General features: G+C 59.8%; 20 protein-coding genes. All 20 read left to right on the top strand.

Annotated elements, in window-relative coordinates; genetic code table 11:
- Positions 1-21: 21 nt before the first annotated feature.
- The 20 genes from P0D71_RS00535 (at position 22) to P0D71_RS00630 (ending at position 17,648) form a co-directional block, all read left to right on the top strand.
- The gene (locus P0D71_RS00535; RefSeq protein WP_408478753.1) at positions 22-633 is read left to right on the top strand and encodes a hypothetical protein; all 612 of its coding nucleotides are present in this window, start codon (positions 22-24) and stop codon (positions 631-633) included.
- A gap of 31 nt (positions 634-664) precedes the next feature.
- Complete coding sequence (locus P0D71_RS00540; protein ID WP_408478755.1) at positions 665-1,594, top strand: head decoration protein; 930 nt, start codon at positions 665-667, stop codon at positions 1,592-1,594.
- A gap of 92 nt (positions 1,595-1,686) precedes the next feature.
- Positions 1,687-2,751, top strand: coding sequence for a major capsid protein (locus P0D71_RS00545; protein ID WP_408478757.1), 1,065 nt, complete (start codon positions 1,687-1,689; stop codon positions 2,749-2,751).
- Positions 2,751-3,083 (top strand): head-tail joining protein, encoded by a 333-nt coding sequence (locus P0D71_RS00550; protein WP_408478759.1) that lies wholly within the window; start codon positions 2,751-2,753, stop codon positions 3,081-3,083. Before P0D71_RS00545 ends, P0D71_RS00550 begins: the two co-directional genes overlap by 1 nt.
- Positions 3,080-3,640 (top strand): ABC transporter permease, encoded by a 561-nt coding sequence (locus P0D71_RS00555; RefSeq protein WP_408478761.1) that lies wholly within the window; start codon positions 3,080-3,082, stop codon positions 3,638-3,640. The genes P0D71_RS00550 and P0D71_RS00555 overlap by 4 nt, the downstream gene beginning before the upstream one ends.
- A gap of 10 nt (positions 3,641-3,650) precedes the next feature.
- Entirely contained in the window at positions 3,651-3,839 is a 189-nt protein-coding gene (locus P0D71_RS00560) for a DUF2635 domain-containing protein (RefSeq protein ID WP_408478763.1), read from the top strand.
- Positions 3,836-5,323 (top strand): phage tail sheath subtilisin-like domain-containing protein, encoded by a 1,488-nt coding sequence (locus P0D71_RS00565; protein WP_408478765.1) that lies wholly within the window; start codon positions 3,836-3,838, stop codon positions 5,321-5,323. The genes P0D71_RS00560 and P0D71_RS00565 overlap by 4 nt, the downstream gene beginning before the upstream one ends.
- Before the next feature lie 62 nt (positions 5,324-5,385).
- Positions 5,386-5,754: a phage tail tube protein gene (locus P0D71_RS00570; protein ID WP_408478766.1), complete on the top strand. Its 369-nt coding sequence runs from the start codon at positions 5,386-5,388 to the stop codon at positions 5,752-5,754.
- 2 nt (positions 5,755-5,756) lie between these two features.
- The gene (locus tag P0D71_RS00575; RefSeq protein WP_408478768.1) at positions 5,757-6,041 is read left to right on the top strand and encodes a phage tail assembly protein; all 285 of its coding nucleotides are present in this window, start codon (positions 5,757-5,759) and stop codon (positions 6,039-6,041) included.
- Between the two features lie 118 nt (positions 6,042-6,159).
- Positions 6,160-7,923, top strand: a complete 1,764-nt coding sequence (locus tag P0D71_RS00580; RefSeq protein ID WP_408478770.1) for a phage tail tip lysozyme — start codon at positions 6,160-6,162, stop codon at positions 7,921-7,923.
- On the top strand, positions 7,920-9,377 hold the full coding sequence (locus P0D71_RS00585; RefSeq protein WP_408478772.1) for a DNA circularization protein: 1,458 nt from the start codon (positions 7,920-7,922) through the stop codon (positions 9,375-9,377). Before P0D71_RS00580 ends, P0D71_RS00585 begins: the two co-directional genes overlap by 4 nt.
- A gap of 3 nt (positions 9,378-9,380) precedes the next feature.
- Positions 9,381-10,463, top strand: a complete 1,083-nt coding sequence (locus tag P0D71_RS00590) for a phage baseplate assembly protein (protein WP_408478773.1) — start codon at positions 9,381-9,383, stop codon at positions 10,461-10,463.
- Complete coding sequence (locus P0D71_RS00595) at positions 10,460-11,086, top strand: phage baseplate assembly protein V (RefSeq protein ID WP_408478775.1); 627 nt, start codon at positions 10,460-10,462, stop codon at positions 11,084-11,086. The genes P0D71_RS00590 and P0D71_RS00595 overlap by 4 nt, the downstream gene beginning before the upstream one ends.
- Before the next feature lie 2 nt (positions 11,087-11,088).
- Entirely contained in the window at positions 11,089-11,538 is a 450-nt protein-coding gene (locus P0D71_RS00600; protein WP_408478777.1) for a phage GP46 family protein, read from the top strand.
- Positions 11,539-12,657 (top strand): baseplate J/gp47 family protein, encoded by a 1,119-nt coding sequence (locus P0D71_RS00605; RefSeq protein ID WP_408478779.1) that lies wholly within the window; start codon positions 11,539-11,541, stop codon positions 12,655-12,657. It abuts the gene before it with no gap.
- A 12-nt stretch (positions 12,658-12,669) separates the two neighbouring features.
- Positions 12,670-13,344 carry a YmfQ family protein gene (locus P0D71_RS00610; protein ID WP_408478781.1) on the top strand — a complete coding sequence of 225 codons (675 nt, stop codon included), beginning with the start codon at positions 12,670-12,672 and terminating at the stop codon, positions 13,342-13,344.
- Positions 13,345-13,359: 15 nt separating this feature from the next.
- Positions 13,360-13,998 (top strand): gp53-like domain-containing protein, encoded by a 639-nt coding sequence (locus P0D71_RS00615; protein ID WP_408478783.1) that lies wholly within the window; start codon positions 13,360-13,362, stop codon positions 13,996-13,998.
- Between the two features lies 1 nt (position 13,999).
- Positions 14,000-14,419, top strand: a complete 420-nt coding sequence (locus P0D71_RS00620) for a tail fiber assembly protein (protein ID WP_408478784.1) — start codon at positions 14,000-14,002, stop codon at positions 14,417-14,419.
- Between the two features lie 59 nt (positions 14,420-14,478).
- Positions 14,479-16,266, top strand: a complete 1,788-nt coding sequence (locus tag P0D71_RS00625; protein ID WP_408478786.1) for a hypothetical protein — start codon at positions 14,479-14,481, stop codon at positions 16,264-16,266.
- Positions 16,263-17,648, top strand: coding sequence for a hypothetical protein (locus P0D71_RS00630; RefSeq protein WP_408478787.1), 1,386 nt, complete (start codon positions 16,263-16,265; stop codon positions 17,646-17,648). Before P0D71_RS00625 ends, P0D71_RS00630 begins: the two co-directional genes overlap by 4 nt.
- Positions 17,649-17,666: the final 18 nt, after the last annotated feature.

Consider the following 17,666-nt stretch of genomic DNA (forward strand, 5'->3'; position numbering starts at 1 on the left):
CAAACCCATGAGGTTTTCAATATGAGTATTCGCTCCCTCGCGGCGCGCGGGCTTTCGTTCGCCCATCTCGCCGGCTTCTCCCACCGCGCCGCTCGCGCCGAAGGCGATGACGATAAGCCGCGCGAAAACGAGTCCGACGAGGACTACGCAAAGCGCATGGAAGAGAAGGAAAAAGAAGAAGAGGAAGCCCGCAAGGCAGAAGAAGAGAAGGAGAAGGAAGAGGCGAAGCGGGCCGAAGAAGAAAAGAAAAAGGAGGAGGAAGCTCGTGCTCGAGGTGAGGACGACGACACCGATCCCGACGCCGAGGACGATGACGACGAGATGCGCGGAAAGAGCGCTGCGGCGCGCGCGCGCCTTCGTGAGCAAGCGCGCTGCGCGGCGATTTTTGCATCTCCGGCTGCGGCCCGGAACCCGGTGCTCGCCGCGAACCTGGCGTTCAAGAGTCGTATGACGCGCGCCGAGGCTCTCGCAATGCTCGAAGGTGCTCCGGCACCGGCGTCGGCCGCCCATGCGAATCGAGCAGCCCGCAACCCCAATCTTGGCATCGACGCTGGTGCCAAGCAGTCTCCTCAGCAGGCTTTGGCGGCACGCTGGGACGCAAATCTCAAGGCTGCAAACCCCTCCCTCCGCTGATCACCATTTCAGCCTAAAAGGAAACTGAATCATGGGTAACCCGACTTACGCGCCGTTTCTGGAAAACTGGCACAACGGTGGCTTCCTGGTCTCGCAGGCGAACGGCCACCAATCGATCGAGCAGGGCACGCTGACCGGTGGCGTGAAGGTGTTCGCAGGTACGGTGCTCGGCACTGTTCTTTCGGCGCTGACTGCCGCTGCGGTCGCGCTCGGCACGAACACCGGTAACGGTACGTTCGGCACGATCACGCCGCAGGCTGCGCCGGCGACGATGATCGGTGCTTATAGCGTGGCCCTCACGAGCTCGACGGCATTCACCGTCACGGCTCCGGATGGCCAGACGGCGACCGGCACCGTCGGCAGCGCTTTCAGCGCTCTCGGCATCGGTTTCACGATCACCGCCGGTGGTACTCCGTTTGCGGCCGGCGACTCTTTCACGCTTACGACCACTGCGACGCCGGGCAATCCGACGATCGTATCGGCTGCTGGCACGAACACCGGTAACGGCACGATCGGTTCGCTGAGTGTGCAGGGCTACGCTGCGAAGGCCGGCGTCTACTCCGTGGAGTTCGACGATGCCACCCACTTCGTGGTATCGGACCCGACGGGTGCGGAAGTCGGCCACGGCACGACCGGTGTCGCGTTCAAGGCAGGCGGTCTCGCATTCACGATCACCGCTGGCGGCACGGCGTTCGTGCCTGGCGACAGCTTCACGGTCACGGTCGCGGCTGGATCGAGCAAGTACAAGCCTTTCGATCCGGCAAACGTCGATGGCTCGCAGGTGCCAAGCGGCATCCTGTTCGCGACGAAAGACGTCACGAGCGCGGATAAGCCGTGCGCTGTGGTCGTTCGTCTCGCCGAAGTCAACGCATCGGAACTGGTGTGGCCGACGGGCATGAGTGCCGCCGCGATCACCGCCGCGCTCGCGCAGTTGAAGGCACTGACCATCATCCCGCGCTAATCGCCACCCGACCAGATGCCGCCTCCTGGCGGCTTTCGTGAATGCATTGAGGCCGCCAGCAAGGCGGCTTTTCTTTTTTTAAGGAACAAGCCATGGCTGGCGAAATTATTGACATCTTCAACGGCGACGCATTCAGCGCGCTGACCCTGTCCCAGGGTGTCCAACGCAACCCCTACCAACCGGGTGCGCTGGGTCAATTGAAAATCTTCGATCCGAATCCGATCCGCACGACGGCTGTGTCCGTCGAAGAGCGCACCGGTACGCTGAAGCTGATCGGCTTTAGCGAGCGCGGCACCGAAGGCACACAGCGCACGACCGAAAAGCGCAAGATGCGCTACTTCGATGTGCCGCGGCTGATGCACGACGACACGATCTACACGTACGAACTGCAGAACATCCGCGAGTTCCCGGAGGGCCCGACGGGTCAGATCGTCACGGTGCCGATGCAACTCGAGCGTGAAGTCGCGCGTCGCCTGGCTGGCCCGACCGGCCTGCTCGCGAGCGTCGAGTACACGAAGGAATACTTGCGCCTCGCAGCGGTGCAAGGGCTCGTTCTGAATCCGGCAGATGGCACTGTGCTGTACAACTGGTTCGACGAGTTCCAGATCACACAGGCGCAGGAAATCGGCTTCAATCTGGCGGCCGCCGCCGCAAACACCCTTCGCCCGATCATCAACGGCGTTAAGCGTTCGATGGCGCGCAAGGCGCAGGGTGCATTCACCAACCAGACGCGGATCATGGCGCTCTGCGGCGACGTGTTCTATGACCAGTTCTCCAACCATCCGGATGTGATCCGCACCTTCCTGAACTGGGAAGGCGCGAAGGACATCCGTAGCGATGCGTTCGGCGACGCGTTTGCCTCGTTCGAATTCGACGGCATCACGTGGGTGAACTATCGCGGCTCGGACGACAACACCACCGTCAAGATCGCCGACGACAAGGTGAAGTTCTTCCCGGTGAACGCTCCGGGCATCTTCCAGGAAGTCATGGCGCCGGGCGAGTCGGCGGAGTTCATCAACCAGCCGGGTGCGGCGGTTTATGTGCTTCCGATCATCGATCGTGATCGTCGCATGTGGTGGAAGATGGAAGCGTACGCATACCCGCTGTACCTCTGCACGCGTCCGGAAGTTCTGCTGAGCGGCCGCTCGGAGGCGTAATGCCCGTCAACTGGAATGCCGAGGTCATCGGGCCGTTGATGGGTGTGTTCGGCGAGCCGGTCACATACCGGCCGTTCGCCGGCGGCTCGCTGCAGATCACTGGTGTCTTCGACGATGCATACCTCAAGGAAGTGATGTTTGAGGATGCATCGTCTGGCGTCACGACGGTATCTGCGGTCCTCGGCGTCCAGTTGTCGCAGTTTCCGTCCGACCCCGTTCAGAACGATCAGCTGTATGTCGCGAGCGTCAATACGACGTTTCTCGTGCGCGAGGTGCGCGTCGATAGTCGCGGCGGCGCAAAGCTGATGCTCAGCAAGGTGAGTTCTCCATGACGACGTCAGCAGACATTCGCGCGTTGTTCGTGACGGCGCTTACCGGCACGACGGACGCAGGCGCTGCGGTCTATTCGCCATTCGACTGGCCGACTGCATCCGATTCGTATCCGCTGATTCTTGTGCACGCACGCAAGGAACGGAAAGAGTCTCTCGGTCGCAATGTGCCGCAGTTCAACGTTACCGCAACCCTTGAAGTGATAGCCCGAACCAAATCGCCGGCGCTGGTAGGTGATGCCGGTTCGGCGGCTGCGCTCGCGGCGGCTGAGCGCCTGAAGGCGCAAATCGAAACCGCTTTGATCAACAACCCGGCGATCTGGGCGGACCCGGCTGGAGGCCAGCGCATCCAGCAGTTCTCGTCGGTGGACTCCGATATATCGACCAGCTCGGAAGGCGACATGCCGATGGCCGAGTTGCTGATGTCGATCGACGTCGAGTTTTTTCAGTCGGCTGAGGATTTCTTCCCGATTCAGACCTACCCGCTTCAGGGTGTCGACCTGGTGATTCAAGAGCCGCCGGGCACCGTCGAACCCGGTCTCACCATCAATTTTCCTTAAGGAGCGACGAATGATCGTCAAACCAGCGCCGGGACTGAAAGTGCGGGATCCGGTCACGAAGCAATTGCTGCCTCCCGAAGGCATCGAAGTGTCGGATACGGATATTTTCTGGACGCGCGCTATGAATGACGGCGACGTCGTGGTGGTCAACAGTGCTGCGCCCGCGCGCGCTGCGCAAGCAAAGGGTGACACGCAATGATCCCGTTCAAGCAGATCCCCGCGAACCTTCGCGTCCCGCTGTTTTATGCGGAGCTCGACAATTCACATGCGAATACAGCAGTCCAGAACCAGCGCGCGCTGATCATCGGCCAGATCACCGCAGCCGGCATTGCGACGCCGAACGTTCCGCTCATTTCGAGCGGCACAGGCGATGCGGCGATCCAAGGCGGAGCAAGCTCGATTCTGGCCGCGATGACGTCGGCATACCGACTGGCTGATACCTTCGGCGAGGTGTGGTATCTGCCACTGGCTGACGCTGCCGGCTCAACTGCCGCTACCGGTTCGATCGCATTTACGTCTGCGCCGACGGCCAACGGCACGATCTCGCTGTACATCGCAGGACAGCTTGTCTCGGTCCCGGTTACGTCGACCATGACGACGGCACAGGTCGCCAGCGCAGTGAGCGCTGCCATCAACCTGATCGCCGCGATGCCGGTCACCGCGACCGTCTCGACGAGCACGGTGACGCTGACGGCTGACAACAAGGGTCTGCTGGGCAATGAAATAGACATCCGGTTCAACTATCAGGGTACGCCGGGCGGCGAATCGACGCCGGTAGGGCTGGCGTACACGGTCACGGCAATGTCCGGCGGCGCCACGAATCCGACGTTGACGACGGCGTTGGGCAACCTGCTCGATATGCCGTTCGACTTCATCGTGTGCCCGTACACCGACACGGTTTCGCTGAATGCACTCCAAACGCTCCTGAATGATTCGACGGGCCGCTGGAGCTGGCAGGTTCAGGTCTATGGGCATGTGTTTGCTGCCTACCGCGGCACGTGGGCTTCGCAAACCACGCTCGGCACCGGTCGCAACAACCAGCACGAGACGATTCTGGGTTTCAACGACTCGCCGACACCGAGCTGGCAGTGGGCCGCAACAATGGCCGCTGTCACGGCCTTCAGTGTGCGCGCCGATCCGGGCGTGCCGATGCAAACCGTTGCGCTTCCGGGCGTCATGGCACCGCCGCTGGCGTCGCGCTTCAGCTTGAGTCAGCGCAACACGCTTCTGTATGACGGCATCTCGACGTTCACGGTCGCGGCGGACGGTACGGTCGCGCTCGAAAACGTGATAACGACCTACCAGCTGAATGCATCGGGTCAGCCGGACAACAGCTACCTCGAGATCGAGACGATGTTCCTGTTGATGTATGTGCTTCGGCAACTGCAGTCGGTCATCACCAGCAAGTATGCACGGGTCAAGCTGGCTGCCAACGGCACTCGACTCACGGCCGGCAGCAACGTCGTTACGCCGGCCACAATCAAGGCCGATCTCATCGCGCAGTATCAGACGATGGAAGAAGCGGGAATGGTTCAAGGTAGCGCGCAGTTCGCCGCCGGCCTGATCTGCGAGCAGAACACGCAGAACCCGAACCGCCTTGACGTGCTTTACCCGGCCGTCCTGATCGACCAGCTGCGCATCTTCGCGCTGCTGATGCAGTTCAGCCTCGAAGTCACCAGTTAAGCCTCGTTTCGACCATCTGAGGGCGCCTCCGGGCGCCTTTTTCTATTTCTGGAGGGCCAGCGATGGCTTCGAATTTACTTGCCGGCACCGCGTCTGTGACGGTGGACGGCGCGACGCACCTGGTCGAGGGCGGCTTCAAATACAACCCGTCGACCGTCACGCGCGAATCGCTGACGGGCATGGACGGCGTCCACGGCTTCAAAGAGAAGTACATCGCTCCGTCGATCTCCATGTCGCTGCGCGATACCGGCGGCCTGACGGTGAACGCCGTCAATGGCATGAAGAATGTGACTGTCGTCGCGCAACTGGCCAATGGCAAGACCATCATCGGTCGGAATATGTGGACGGTTGAATCGCAAGAAGTGGACTCGGAAGACGCGAAATTCGACGTGAAATTCGAGGGCCCACAAGTTACCGAGACAACGACCTGACCATGAACCAACCTGACACGAAAACCATTTCCTTGCGCAAGCCGGTCACGCTCAAAGGTGATTCGGTCACGACGAGCTCGCTCGATCTTCGCGAGCCGACGGTCGACGAACTCGATCGCGCGTCGCAGGCCGGCGAAACCGGATACGCATCGAACGCGGCCCTGATCTCGTTCGTGGCGGGTGTGCCGCTGCAGGTGGCTCGCGCCCTTGGGAAGCGCGACTACGAGGAGGCGGTCAAGTACCTCACGGGTTTTACGCTGGATGGCCAGACGACTGGCGAAGCATAGTCGCCGAGGTCACGAAGTTCTATCACTGGGGGCCTGAAGACGCCTGGCGTCTCAGACTCAGCCGCTTCTTTTTCTACTACAAGGAAGCGGAGCGAATGAAAAAGGCGGGGGCCAACTGATGGCGGCGTCAAACACCTTCAACATCGTCATCAGCGCGACCGACAAAGCGACCGCTGTTGCGAAGCGGGTGAACGACTCGATCGCCAAGATGACGAAGCCGATCAACGATGTGAAAACATCGGTCGCGGCTTTCGGCAAGGAAACGGGCCTCGACCGGGTCGGCAAGGGGCTTGAGAAGGTCGGTAATGCGGCGGGCGATGTAGCGCGCAAGGTCGCGTCCATCGCACCGCCAATGGCTGCACTCGTCGGCGTCGGAAGCGTCGCAGGGATCGCTGCGCTCGCGACCGGCTGGGGTAAAGCCGCCATTGAGATCGCAAACACGGCTAGCGTTATCGGCGTGTCCACCACTGACCTGCAGCGTTACCGCGGCGCCGCGCGCGTCGCGGGCCTGTCTGCTGATGCCATGACAGGCAGCATGCAGTCGCTTGGCGCTGCTTTCGAGGATGCGTCTGCGGGCCGGAACAATTTTGCGGCCGGCGTGCTGTCCGACAAGGGAATCGGTATTCACCGCCTAAAAGACGGCACCATCGACGTCGTGCGTGGCCTGAATGATGTCGCTGCTGCCGCGTCGAAGATCAAGAATTCTCAGGCGCAGAAGGCGTTCCTCGACATCTTCGGGCTTGGCGGCCTGCAGGCGATGATTCGCCGGGGCACGATCGATCAGTTCGTCGCGCAGTTCGATAAGTTGAAGGCGACGATGTCGCCACAGCAGATCGCACAGGGCGAGAAATTCAATGAGTCCATGATCGCGCTCGATGCGTCGGTGGACAAGCTAAAGAACTCGATCGGCGTGTCGCTTGCGCCGGCGGTTGGGAAGGTCGTTGACGAGTTTACAAAACTTGCGGATGAATACGGCCCGAAGATCGCGAATTGGATTGATCACGTCGACTGGGACAAAACCGCGAAGTCGATCGCAGATATTGGCGAGAGTCTCGGAGGCGTCAAGGGCATTGCGTTGGGTCTCGCCGCGATCACGTTTGCTGGACCGATCGCCGGAATTGCCGGGTTGATAACAAAGGCGGCCGCGCTCTCGTCGATCCTCGTTCCTCTCGTGGCGAATCCGCTGGTCGCTGGCATTCTCGGGATTGGCTATAGCAAGGGGTTGAACGAAGGCGAAGGCGATCACCGACTGACGCAGCCCGGCGATACCTGGGGAGGGGATGCGATCGGCGATCGTCGGCGCGCTGGTGCAGCCGCAGATCCCAAGACTGCAGAGATCATGGCAAAGCTCCAGGCAATGGGGTGGAGTCGGCAGCAGGCCGCAGGCATGGCGGCGAATCTTTGGACGGAAAGCCTGTACAACCCGGCGGCCGTTGGCGACAACGGCCATGCATACGGTATTGGCCAATGGCACGAGGACCGCCAGGCAAATTTCAAAAAACGGTTTGGCATCGATATTCGGCAGTCGACGCTTGATCAGCAACTGCAGTTCATGAACGACGAATTGCGGAATGGCACCGAGCAGCGAGCTGGCAACGCGCTAAAGCTCGCTGCCAGTGCGGGGCAGGCGGGATGGCTTATCTCGCACTTGTATGAGCGGCCCGCAGATGATGCTGGGGAGGCAGCTCGGCGCGCAAATTCTGCTGCCGCGATCGACTCCGCTGTGTCGGCGCCGACTGCATCGCCGGCCGGCGGAAAACTCGAGGTCACGATCCATATGCCCGGAGCGCCGAATGGTGCACGTGCAACGGTTCACCACAATGGCGAGATTATGGCGACCGGCCAGATTGGCCATTCCTTACTGCTTGGGCCTAGCGTATGAGCACCACCAACATTGTCCAGATCTCCGGCAGTATCGGTGGTGTTGCGGCAGGCGCCTCGTCGTTGGCGAGTGGTGCGAGTTCGATCGCTACCGCTGCAGGCAACCTTCTTTCGGGAAACTGGCAAGGATTCGTCAAGAGCGCATCCTACGGAGGTGTGCCGTTCGCTGTTGAGGCGACGCGCACCGCCGGTGGTCGCCGCAATGTCGTACACGATTATCCGTACCGAGACGAAGTGTGGGTCGAAGATCTTGGCAAGTTGCCGAGGCAGTTCAGCCTCATCGGCTTCTTGGTCGAAAACAGCCTTCTGTATGGCGGCGGATCGGTTGCAGATCAGCGCACCCGCATGTTCAATGCGTGCGAGATGAACAAGCCACAAACGTTGGTGCATCCTACTTTCGGTACGATCGAGAACGTGAACTGCCTGAGCGTCGAGTTCAGTGAGCGGAAAGACCTTGGGCGCGTAGTGGAGGTGATGTTCACCTTCATACAAAGTGGTTTGCGGATTTTCCCGACGGCCAACACTTCGACGACGAATGAGGTTGCCAGTGCCGCGAGTGGGCTCACGACGGCTTCGCTAGTCGATTTTGTGAGGAACACCGCTGCCGCGATTCAGAAGGGCGCGGCAGTAGGGCAGGCAGCGGTCTCGGCGTCTGTCGGGCTCTATCAGTTGGGCGTCACGGCAGTCAATGACGTGAAGCGCTTCCTTGGCGCTGTGTCGACGCTGACCGGGAACTTTGGACGCCTGTTCGGCGGCGGCAACAATGGGTATCTGGGCACAAATCAGAAAGCACCATCAGGCACCACTGTTCAGACTCTCATCGCGGCGGATGCCGGATTGCGAGCCAACGTAACGTCAGCCGGAGCGGCCTTGCAGTCTGCCGCCGCGAATGTCGGCGACACGACCAGCTTCGGTGCGGCGACGCAGGCCTTTGTGCTGGCAGTTTCCAATTCGGCGTCCGACCCAGCAGATGCTGTCCGGATGCTGACTGGGATGGCAGCATACACGCCAGCGGCGGCCACATCAACGGCGGCAATCGGATCTGCTATCGCTGCCATGCAGACCGCGAGCGGCGCTCTGTTTCGTCGCACCGTACTCGCGCAACTCGCTGTTGTGGCGTCGGCATATCAGCCTTCGTCGCAGCAGGATGCTCTGGCAGTTTCCGCAACAGTGACGGGCCTGATCGACAGTGAGATCCAGATTGCCGGAGATTCTGGCGACGACTCGAGCTATATGGCGATGCGCGCGCTACGTCAAAGCGTAATTGCCGATCTGGAAGCACGTAGCGCCGGAATTGCGCCGACGACGACGTTCACATTCAACGCTGCGCTCCCGTCGCTGGCGTTGGCAAGCCGGATCTATCGTGACGCAACCCGCGCAGATGGACTTGTGCAGCAGGCGGATGTTATCCATCCGGCATTCATGCCATCTTCATTTCAAGCACTGGCGACCTGATACGTGGATGACGATCTTTATCTGAGCATCGGTAACCAGACGATCTCAGGGTGGACTGACGTCCGCATTACGCGTGGAATCGAGCGCCTTCCGTCCGATTTCGAGCTGGGGCTGACGGAGCTTTACCCTGGGCAGCTGGATCGAGTCGTTGTGCAGCCCGGCGACGAATGCCAGGTAATGATCGGGAGCAGCCTTGTCATCACTGGCTACGTCGATCGCTATACGCCCTCAATGGATGCGCACAGCCATACCATTCGTGTGGCGGGGCGCGGCAAGTGTCAGGATCTCGTCGACTGTGCGGCCATGTGGCCGAATGGGCAGATCAGCGGCACGTCTGCGCTCGATGTGTCGACCAAGCTGGCTGCGCACTACGGAATCACGGTGGCTTGCGACGTGCAGAACCTTCGCCCGATCCCGCAGTTCAATCTGTTCCTGGGGGAGTCCTGCTACGAGATCATCGAGCGGATCAGCCGATACAGCTCGTTGCTGGTGTACGACACGCCCGACGGTAACTTGACTTTGGCTCAGGCGGGAACGGTACAGGCCGCAAGCGGATTTCAGCAGGGAATAAACGTCCAGGCAGCGACCGTCCAGTATTCGTCGGATCAGCGATTCTCAAAATACACCGCGTACACGCAGTCCGTTCAGATGTATTCGGACATCGGAGTGGCGGGAAATGTGATCGCCGTGGTCGAGGATACCGGCGTGAAGCGCCCCCGCGAGCGCGTGATCATCGCAGAGGCGGTGCAGGGATTTCAGGATCTCGCAAAGCAGCGCGCGACGTGGGAGATGAACAGACGCATTGGCCGGGCCGCTGTCGTCACGCTGACGACCGATTCATGGCGGGACTCGGCCGGCGCGCTGTGGACGCCGAACACGCTCGTTTCGATTCTGTTGCCGCAATTGAAGCTGGCAGACGAGTCCGGAACCGGCCCCGTCACCTGGCTGATAGGCGAGGTGACCTTTCAACGAAATATGCAAACCGGCACGACAGCGACGATCACGGCCATGCGCCCAGAGGCGTATCTGCCGGAACCGACCGCGCTTCAACCGATGTTTGTCGACGGAAGCACGATTCCCCAATGAGCGATCTATTGCACGGCCCTGTGAATCGACTTGCGCGGTTTGCGAGGGCTGCTATCGGATGGGCGCGGATCACGTTCACGAACGACGGCGGGAACGTGCAGTTCGTGCAGGTTCAAGTCAATGACCTCGAGACGATCGATGATCTGCCGCGCGTCGCCGAATTCGGATTGACCAGCGTTGCTCCGGATGGGTCTGACGTGGTCATGGTGAATCTCGGCGGCGGCCGAAACAACGCGGTTGTGGTTGCGACCGGGCATCAGGAATCTCGGCCGAAAGGTCTCAAGGCTGGCGAGACGATGATTTACAGCCAGGACGGGAAGAGCGTGTATTTCACGGCCGGCGGCGGAATTCTCATCGACGCCAAGGGGCAGGACGTCGTGGTGAACAACGCCAAGGACTACACGATCAATTGCACCGGGAAATTCAAGGTGGTAGCGCCCGGTGGCGTCTTGTTCGATGCACCGACGAACGAGTCGACGGGCGATATGCGCGACAACATCGAAACGAACCCGAACACGGCTGCCGAGAGCCGCGTGATCTTCAACGAGCACGACCATGCAGTTACGGGAATTCAGTTCGGCGGCGACACCCGCATTAGCAATCCTCCAACCCCGACGGAATAAGCATGGCCACAGACATCCAGGTGTTCTGGAGCCCGGATAACAACCAGGGCGACTGGCAGACGCTTGGTCCTGATCTCGCGACCGGAAACGATCTGCAGACCGCGATTCTGGTCAGCCTCTTTACGGACCGGCAGGCCGCGCCGGATGACGTGATTCCGGACGGTACCGGCGATCCGCGAGGGTGGTGGGGCGACGCCGGCAACACGACCCTGATCGGTTCAAGACTATGGCTTCTGCGACGCGCGAAGCAAACCACCGAGACGCTTCAACGAGCGTATGACTACATCGCCGAGGCCCTTCAATGGTTGATTGATGATGGGGTCGTCGCGAGTTTCGACATCACCGTGGAGTGGCAGAGAGCCACTTTCCTCGGCGCGAAGATCGTTGCGCATCAGCAGAACGGGACTGACCAGTCGACCGCTTTTCAATTCGTTTGGAACGGACTTACGTAAATGCCATTTTCCCGGCCCACCTTATCCGATCTAAAAGCCCAGGTTGCCGCAGACGTCCAGGCGAACCTGAAGGGCGTGAGCGCTCTCCTGCGTTACGCCGTGCTCAACGTCGTCACGGTGGTACAGGCTGGCCTGGCATATCTGCATTATGGCTATCTGGACTGGATTGCAAAGCAGGCTGTGCCATGGACGGCGACCGATGAGTATCTTGTCGGATGGGGTGCCTTGAAGAATGTGTATCAGAAGTCGGCAACTGTAGCTTCCGGTACTGCGACATTCGCGGGCACTCCAGGAATTCCGATCCCAGCCGGAACCACACTCGTTCGCGGCGACAATCGGACCTACACCGTTAATGCGACTGCGACCGTTGGCAATACAAACACGGTGACAGTTTCAGCGACAGACACGACGCCGGGCGCTTCAGGTAATTGTGATGTTGGGACTGCACTGAATCTCGGCACGTCAATTCCGGGCATTCAGTCAACGGGTGCGGTTTCCGGAATTGCAGGATTTGTCGGTGGCGCTGACGTGGAAACGACGGATGCATTTAGCGCCCGTGTGATCGCGGCGTATCAGGCTAGTGCGCAGGGCGGCGCGCAGGCCGATTACGTGACATGGGCCACGGCAATATCGGGTGTATCCAGAGCGTGGTGTGACCCAAATGGATTCGGTACCGGTTCGGTTGTCGTCTATTTCATGATGGACGAAGCCGAGGCCGCGCATGGTGGATTCCCGCAGGGGACCAATGGTGTCGCAACGAATGAAACTCGGACAGCAACGAAGGCGGCCGGTGATCAGTTGATCGTCGCGAATGCGATCTATCCTCTGCAGCCCGTCACTGCGATGGTCTATGCGTGCGCTCCGATCGCAAACACGGTCAATTTCACGATCTCCGGACTGAGCACTGCATCGACCGCTACTCAGCAGGCAGTGGAGGCGGCAATTGCCGATGTCTTTTTGCGAAATGGGGCACCGGGGGCAACAGTGGATATGTCTGACATCAACTCAGGCATCGCCGCAGTGTCTGGAACCGCGGGCTTTGTCGTAACGTCGCCGGCCGGGAATATCGCGAGCGCAGCTGGGTATCTGCCGACGCTCGGCGGCATCACGTTCGTTTAAGGGGAGTTCTGAATGGCTGCCCCGGTGCTTCTTGCCCAGAATTTTCTAAGCGCGATTCAGTCTCTGCTGCCTCGCGGGCTTGTATGGCCCCGCGATCCAGATGCGGTGCAGACCAAGACGTTGATGGGGTTGGCGCCTACATATGAGCGCAATACATCGCGTGCGAATTATCTTCTGGTTGATGCATTTCCCGCTACAACGAATGAACTCCTTCCGGAATGGGAGGAGACGCTAGGGCTGCCTGATCCTTGCGCCGGTGCCGCCCCGACAGTGCAGCAGAGACGCGCTCAGGTAGTTGCTCGATTTGCCAACAGCGGCGGTCAGTCGGCGGCATATTTCATTCAATTTGCAGCGCATCTTGGTTACACGGTAACGGTCCAGAACTATGGACCTGCTCTAGCCGGACAAGCCCGCTGCGGTGATGCGTGCAACGGCGCGCCGTGGGCGTCTGCATGGGCAATCGTTGCTCCGCTAAGCACAGTCACATATGCGCGAGCCGGGCAATCCGCTGCCGGCGATCCTCTTGCCAGTTGGGGAAATGCAGTGCTGCAGTGCGAGCTAAATACTTTGAAGCCTGCACATACCGTGCTGCTGTTCCAGTATCAGGTCGAGATTTTTGATAACTCGGTGGTCGATGACTTTGGCCACCCGTTGATGACAGACACCGGGATGCCCGTCATCCTTTAAAAATGCGGAGCATGCATGTATCAAATTGACTCGAGCGGGAGCGTAACTTCGCAACCCACGCCGGCCGCTGCAGGAACGCCGGGTTGGTTCACCGGCGGCAATCCTGCCACTGGTGTGCCGGCAACGATTCTTGATAGCGATTGGTTCAACGCGGTGCAAGCCGAGCTACTCGCGATTCTTTCAGCTGCCAGTATTGCGCCTGTCAAGGGGACGAACAATCAGCTCATTGCCGCACTGAATACGCTCTTTGCAAGTCTGGGCGGCAATGCGAGTCAGACATTCAGTGTGGCTGGCGCTACGCAGGCGGCCCATGCCGTAAATCTTGGCGAATTCGTGGCGAGCCTGGCTATAAACGGCTATGTGAAAATCCCGGTGTTTTTCGGGGGCGCCGCCAAGATCCTCATTTTTCAGTGGGTGCGCAACGTCACGGGTACGTCGAATTCATCTGGCCTGGCGACAGTTTCCGTAAATTTCCCGATTAGTTTTCCTACCGGGATCCTTTCCAGCGCGTTCTACCCCGTACAGGAAGCCTCAAGCACGGCTGGTATGGGTCTCTGCGGACAGGGTCCGACAACAAGCGGTGTGCTGGTCAATATTGCCAATGCGCCGGCCAGCAGCCTGGTTGCCGTCTCCGGCATCATCGTAGGATATTGATATGAGTCACTTCTATTCAGCCTCAAAGAGTTCGTTCCTTGACGCCGATCTTCGCGAGGCATACGAGAGCGCCGGAACTTGGCCGGCGGATGCCAAAGAAATTGACGATGAGCTGTTTATCCAGTTCGGCTGCTCGAACCCACCAGCAGGGAAAGTCAGGGGTGCATCCACTAATGGTGATCCGTGTTGGGTCGATGCTCCCGCTCCGACGAGTGCCCAGCTATGGGCAGATGTGCAGGCAGATGCCAAATCAGCACTTGAAGCATCGGACGTGATCGTTCTGCGTTGCTACGAGTCTGGCATTCCACTTCCGCAGGAGTGGGCGGCGTATCGGAAGGTGCTGCGAACCATCGTGAATTCGACTGTCATGGATGCCTCGCAAAAGTTGCCGTCGAAACCAGCCTCCCCATCGTGGCCTTAGCCAGATAAGGCAGATCGACCAGCCGCCTCCGGGCGGTTTTTTTATTTTGCGGACGAGATATGACCACAGGTGTAGGCACCACTCTAGCCAACTTCAACCCGGCAACTGGATTCTCCGATACCGACCTCGTCTATATGACGCAGAACGGGGCGACGGTTAAGGGAACGATTGCTCAGTTGAGGACCGCGCTCGCAAAAAATTCTTCGCGCGAGGTGTTTACTGCAGGCCCGCTCTTCACTGGATCTATTTCTGGAACGACGCTTACCGTCAGCGCAGTGGCGAGTGGAAGTCTGGTGGTAGGGCAGACAATTTTTGCAGCGGGCATTGCCGCGGGCACAACGCTCATTGCGCTTGGATCAGGAACTGGGGGAGTGGGAACGTATACCGTCAGTACCTCGCAGACTCTCGCCGGCGCATCCATGGGGGCGGCAAATGCATCGCAGTTCGCGCCCGGATTCTCGGCGAGCGTGACGCTCGCCGGCTCTTACGGCTCGATCAACAACATTCTCGTTCTCTTCGACGGCGCGGTCCAAACCGACGACACATTGGTGGGACGGGTTTTGGGTTTCAATCCTACGGTCCCGGTTGGGATCCAGCAAATCACCGTTGTTGGTCAGCAAGCCCTGACTATCGGCGCACCTAGTGCTGGAACTGTTATCGATTCGTCTGTGGCGGCCGGCACGGCGCTGTACAACCGCATTGTCACCGTCAACCCTAAAGATCCGCAATACGGGGCGAAGGGCAATGGTGTGGCGGATGATACAGCGGCTTTTTCAGCAGCCCTTACGCAGTTGTATCTTCTCGGTGGCGGCAAGCTTGTCGTACCAGCAGGGACGTTCATCCTGTCCCAGAGGCTGACATATGCGCTGCCGGGAGCTTTGAGCTCGATCACCATCGAGGGAGCAGGAGCAGACATCACCGAGTTGCGATGGACGAATGCAAGTGGCGGACTCGTGTTCAACTACACAAGCCCTGGTCATTCGTCGCATGCGCGCGATTTGTCGATTACCACGACGCAGGTTGGCGGTGGTACTGGGCTCTCGCTAAACCAGACGATGTCGTTGAACACGTTCATGCAGACGGACATCATGCGCGTGACATTCCGCGGGGCAAATAATCTAGGGTCCGGAGGATCCGCTTACTGGAACCAATGCTATCTCGTCAACGGTGTATGCGGCACAAACGTACTTGGAGTCACGTGCTACGGCCCGAATAACTGGGGCAGCGTATCCAATGCAGCGGGAGGGGTTTATCAAGGAAACCCGGCCGCGATTAGCAATCCCGGAAATGGCTATGCGATTTATCACAATATCGCGATGTCGACGTTCAATGGGCTTTCGTTCGGCATTACGTATGGCAGCTATACGCAGGGCATGACGATCTCGCAGGTGAATTGCCAGAACACCACTACGGGATTCTATTGCCCACCTGGGGCTACCGGCATCCTTGCGCAGCTTCAGATCATGAGCAGTCAGATAGCTTGCGCTGGGAATGGCATCTCAATCCAGTCTCCTATCCTGAATGTGATGATTGGCTTAAACAACATCATTTCCGTGAACGGGAACTCTGGCGCGCTGATCACCACGCCAAATGGTTTCTCCTTTGTGGGGAATCAATGCATCAGCGGCGATGCGTCAGCAAATTTGGGGATCTCGATCGGTGCTCCTCCTTCCGGAAGTTATGCCGCCGGCACTATCACTGGAAACGGGTTTATCGGTCTCAATATGGCGGTGCTTCTGGAATCCGGGTCAACCGGAAATAACGTGCAATCGAACGCCTATCTGAATTGCACTACGAAAGTCAACAATCTCGGAACTGGCAACACAGTCGGTGGGGGCTCAATGTGATGAAGTTTTTCGGCTTGCTTTGCGCGCTATTCTGCGCATCCGCGTTCGGCACAACCTACGTCCCCGTCCAGCTTCTCAATCCAAATGGATCGACCAGCGGGCAGGTTCCTGTATCGACCGGCCCAACTACGGCGCCGACATGGGGAAATGTTCCCGCAACTGCGCTAGCGGCGCAGGCCGCGAACACGGTTGTGGCGAACGTTGCCGGTTCGACCGCGTCGCCGACAGCGTTCGCCATGCCGAGCTGCGCGACGTCGACGAGCGCGCTTCAGTACACGAGCGGGACCGGGTTCACGTGCTACGCGAACTCGGCTTCGCTGACGGGGGCGACGTTCACGGGCGCGCTGGGCGCCAGTTATAACAGCGCCACTTTCACGCTGAATGATGCGGGTGGTACCGGCTTCCCGGTCTTCTTCTTCAACAAGGCCGGTACGAACGTATGGGCGCTCACAAACGCTTCCTCGACTGGCACGCTGACGCTTAACCGGTACGTATCAGGGACGCTGACGGACAGCCCGATCTCGGTCTCGAATTCGACCGGCGCCGTCACGATGTCAGACGGCATCACCAACAGCCCCATCAGCGGCAGCACCGGCTCGTTCACGACGCTGGCGGCGAGCGGTGCTGTCAGCGGCGCCGGTTTCAACAATCTGTTCGCGTCTCCCCCGAATATCGGTCTGGTTGCGCCAGCCGCAGGCAAATTCACCACGCTTCAGGCGACGAGCTCGCTAACCGGCTTTACCGGCCGGCTGCTCAACATCCAGGTATTCACGTCGACCGGCACCTATACGCCGACGACTGGAACGGCAGCGGTCTATGTAAAGGTGCAGGCCGGGGGAGGCGCGGGGGGTGGCACTCCTGCGACTAGTACGGGTCAGGCTGCTGCTGGTACAGGGGGCACAGCGGGGGCCTATGCAGAAGGCTATTACACGTCCGGGTTCTCTGGCGTAGCCGTCACGATTGGGGCTGGCGGGACCGCTTCATCTGGAGCAAACGGTGGTGCTGGCGCCACATCAAGTTTTGGCTCATTGCTCTCATGCCCCGGGGGCGCCGGCGGTCTTGTCGGTACGGCAAGTGCAAGTCTGTGGGTCACTGCAAGCGCCGCTCAAACATCCGCATGCACTGGGACTCCCTCCTACGCGATGAAAGGCCAGCAGGGTGAGCAATCAGTGGTATTTTCCGGCCCCGTATCGCGCAGCGGCGCCGGGGCATCCGCGGTAATGGGGATCGGAGGAGCGGCACTCTGGTCCTCCGGAGCTGGGCTTGCTGGTATTGGTTACGGATCTGCCGGCGGTGGCGCAAATGCTGCGGCATCCACGGCGGCGCAGGCGGGATCGGGCGGCTCGCCGGGCCTCGTGGAAGTTTTCGAATATAGTCAGTAACGGCCCTATGGCGCTGTG

This window comes from Paraburkholderia sp. RL17-383-BIF-A (assembly GCF_046028015.1).
Taxonomy (GTDB): Bacteria; Pseudomonadota; Gammaproteobacteria; order Burkholderiales; family Burkholderiaceae; genus Paraburkholderia.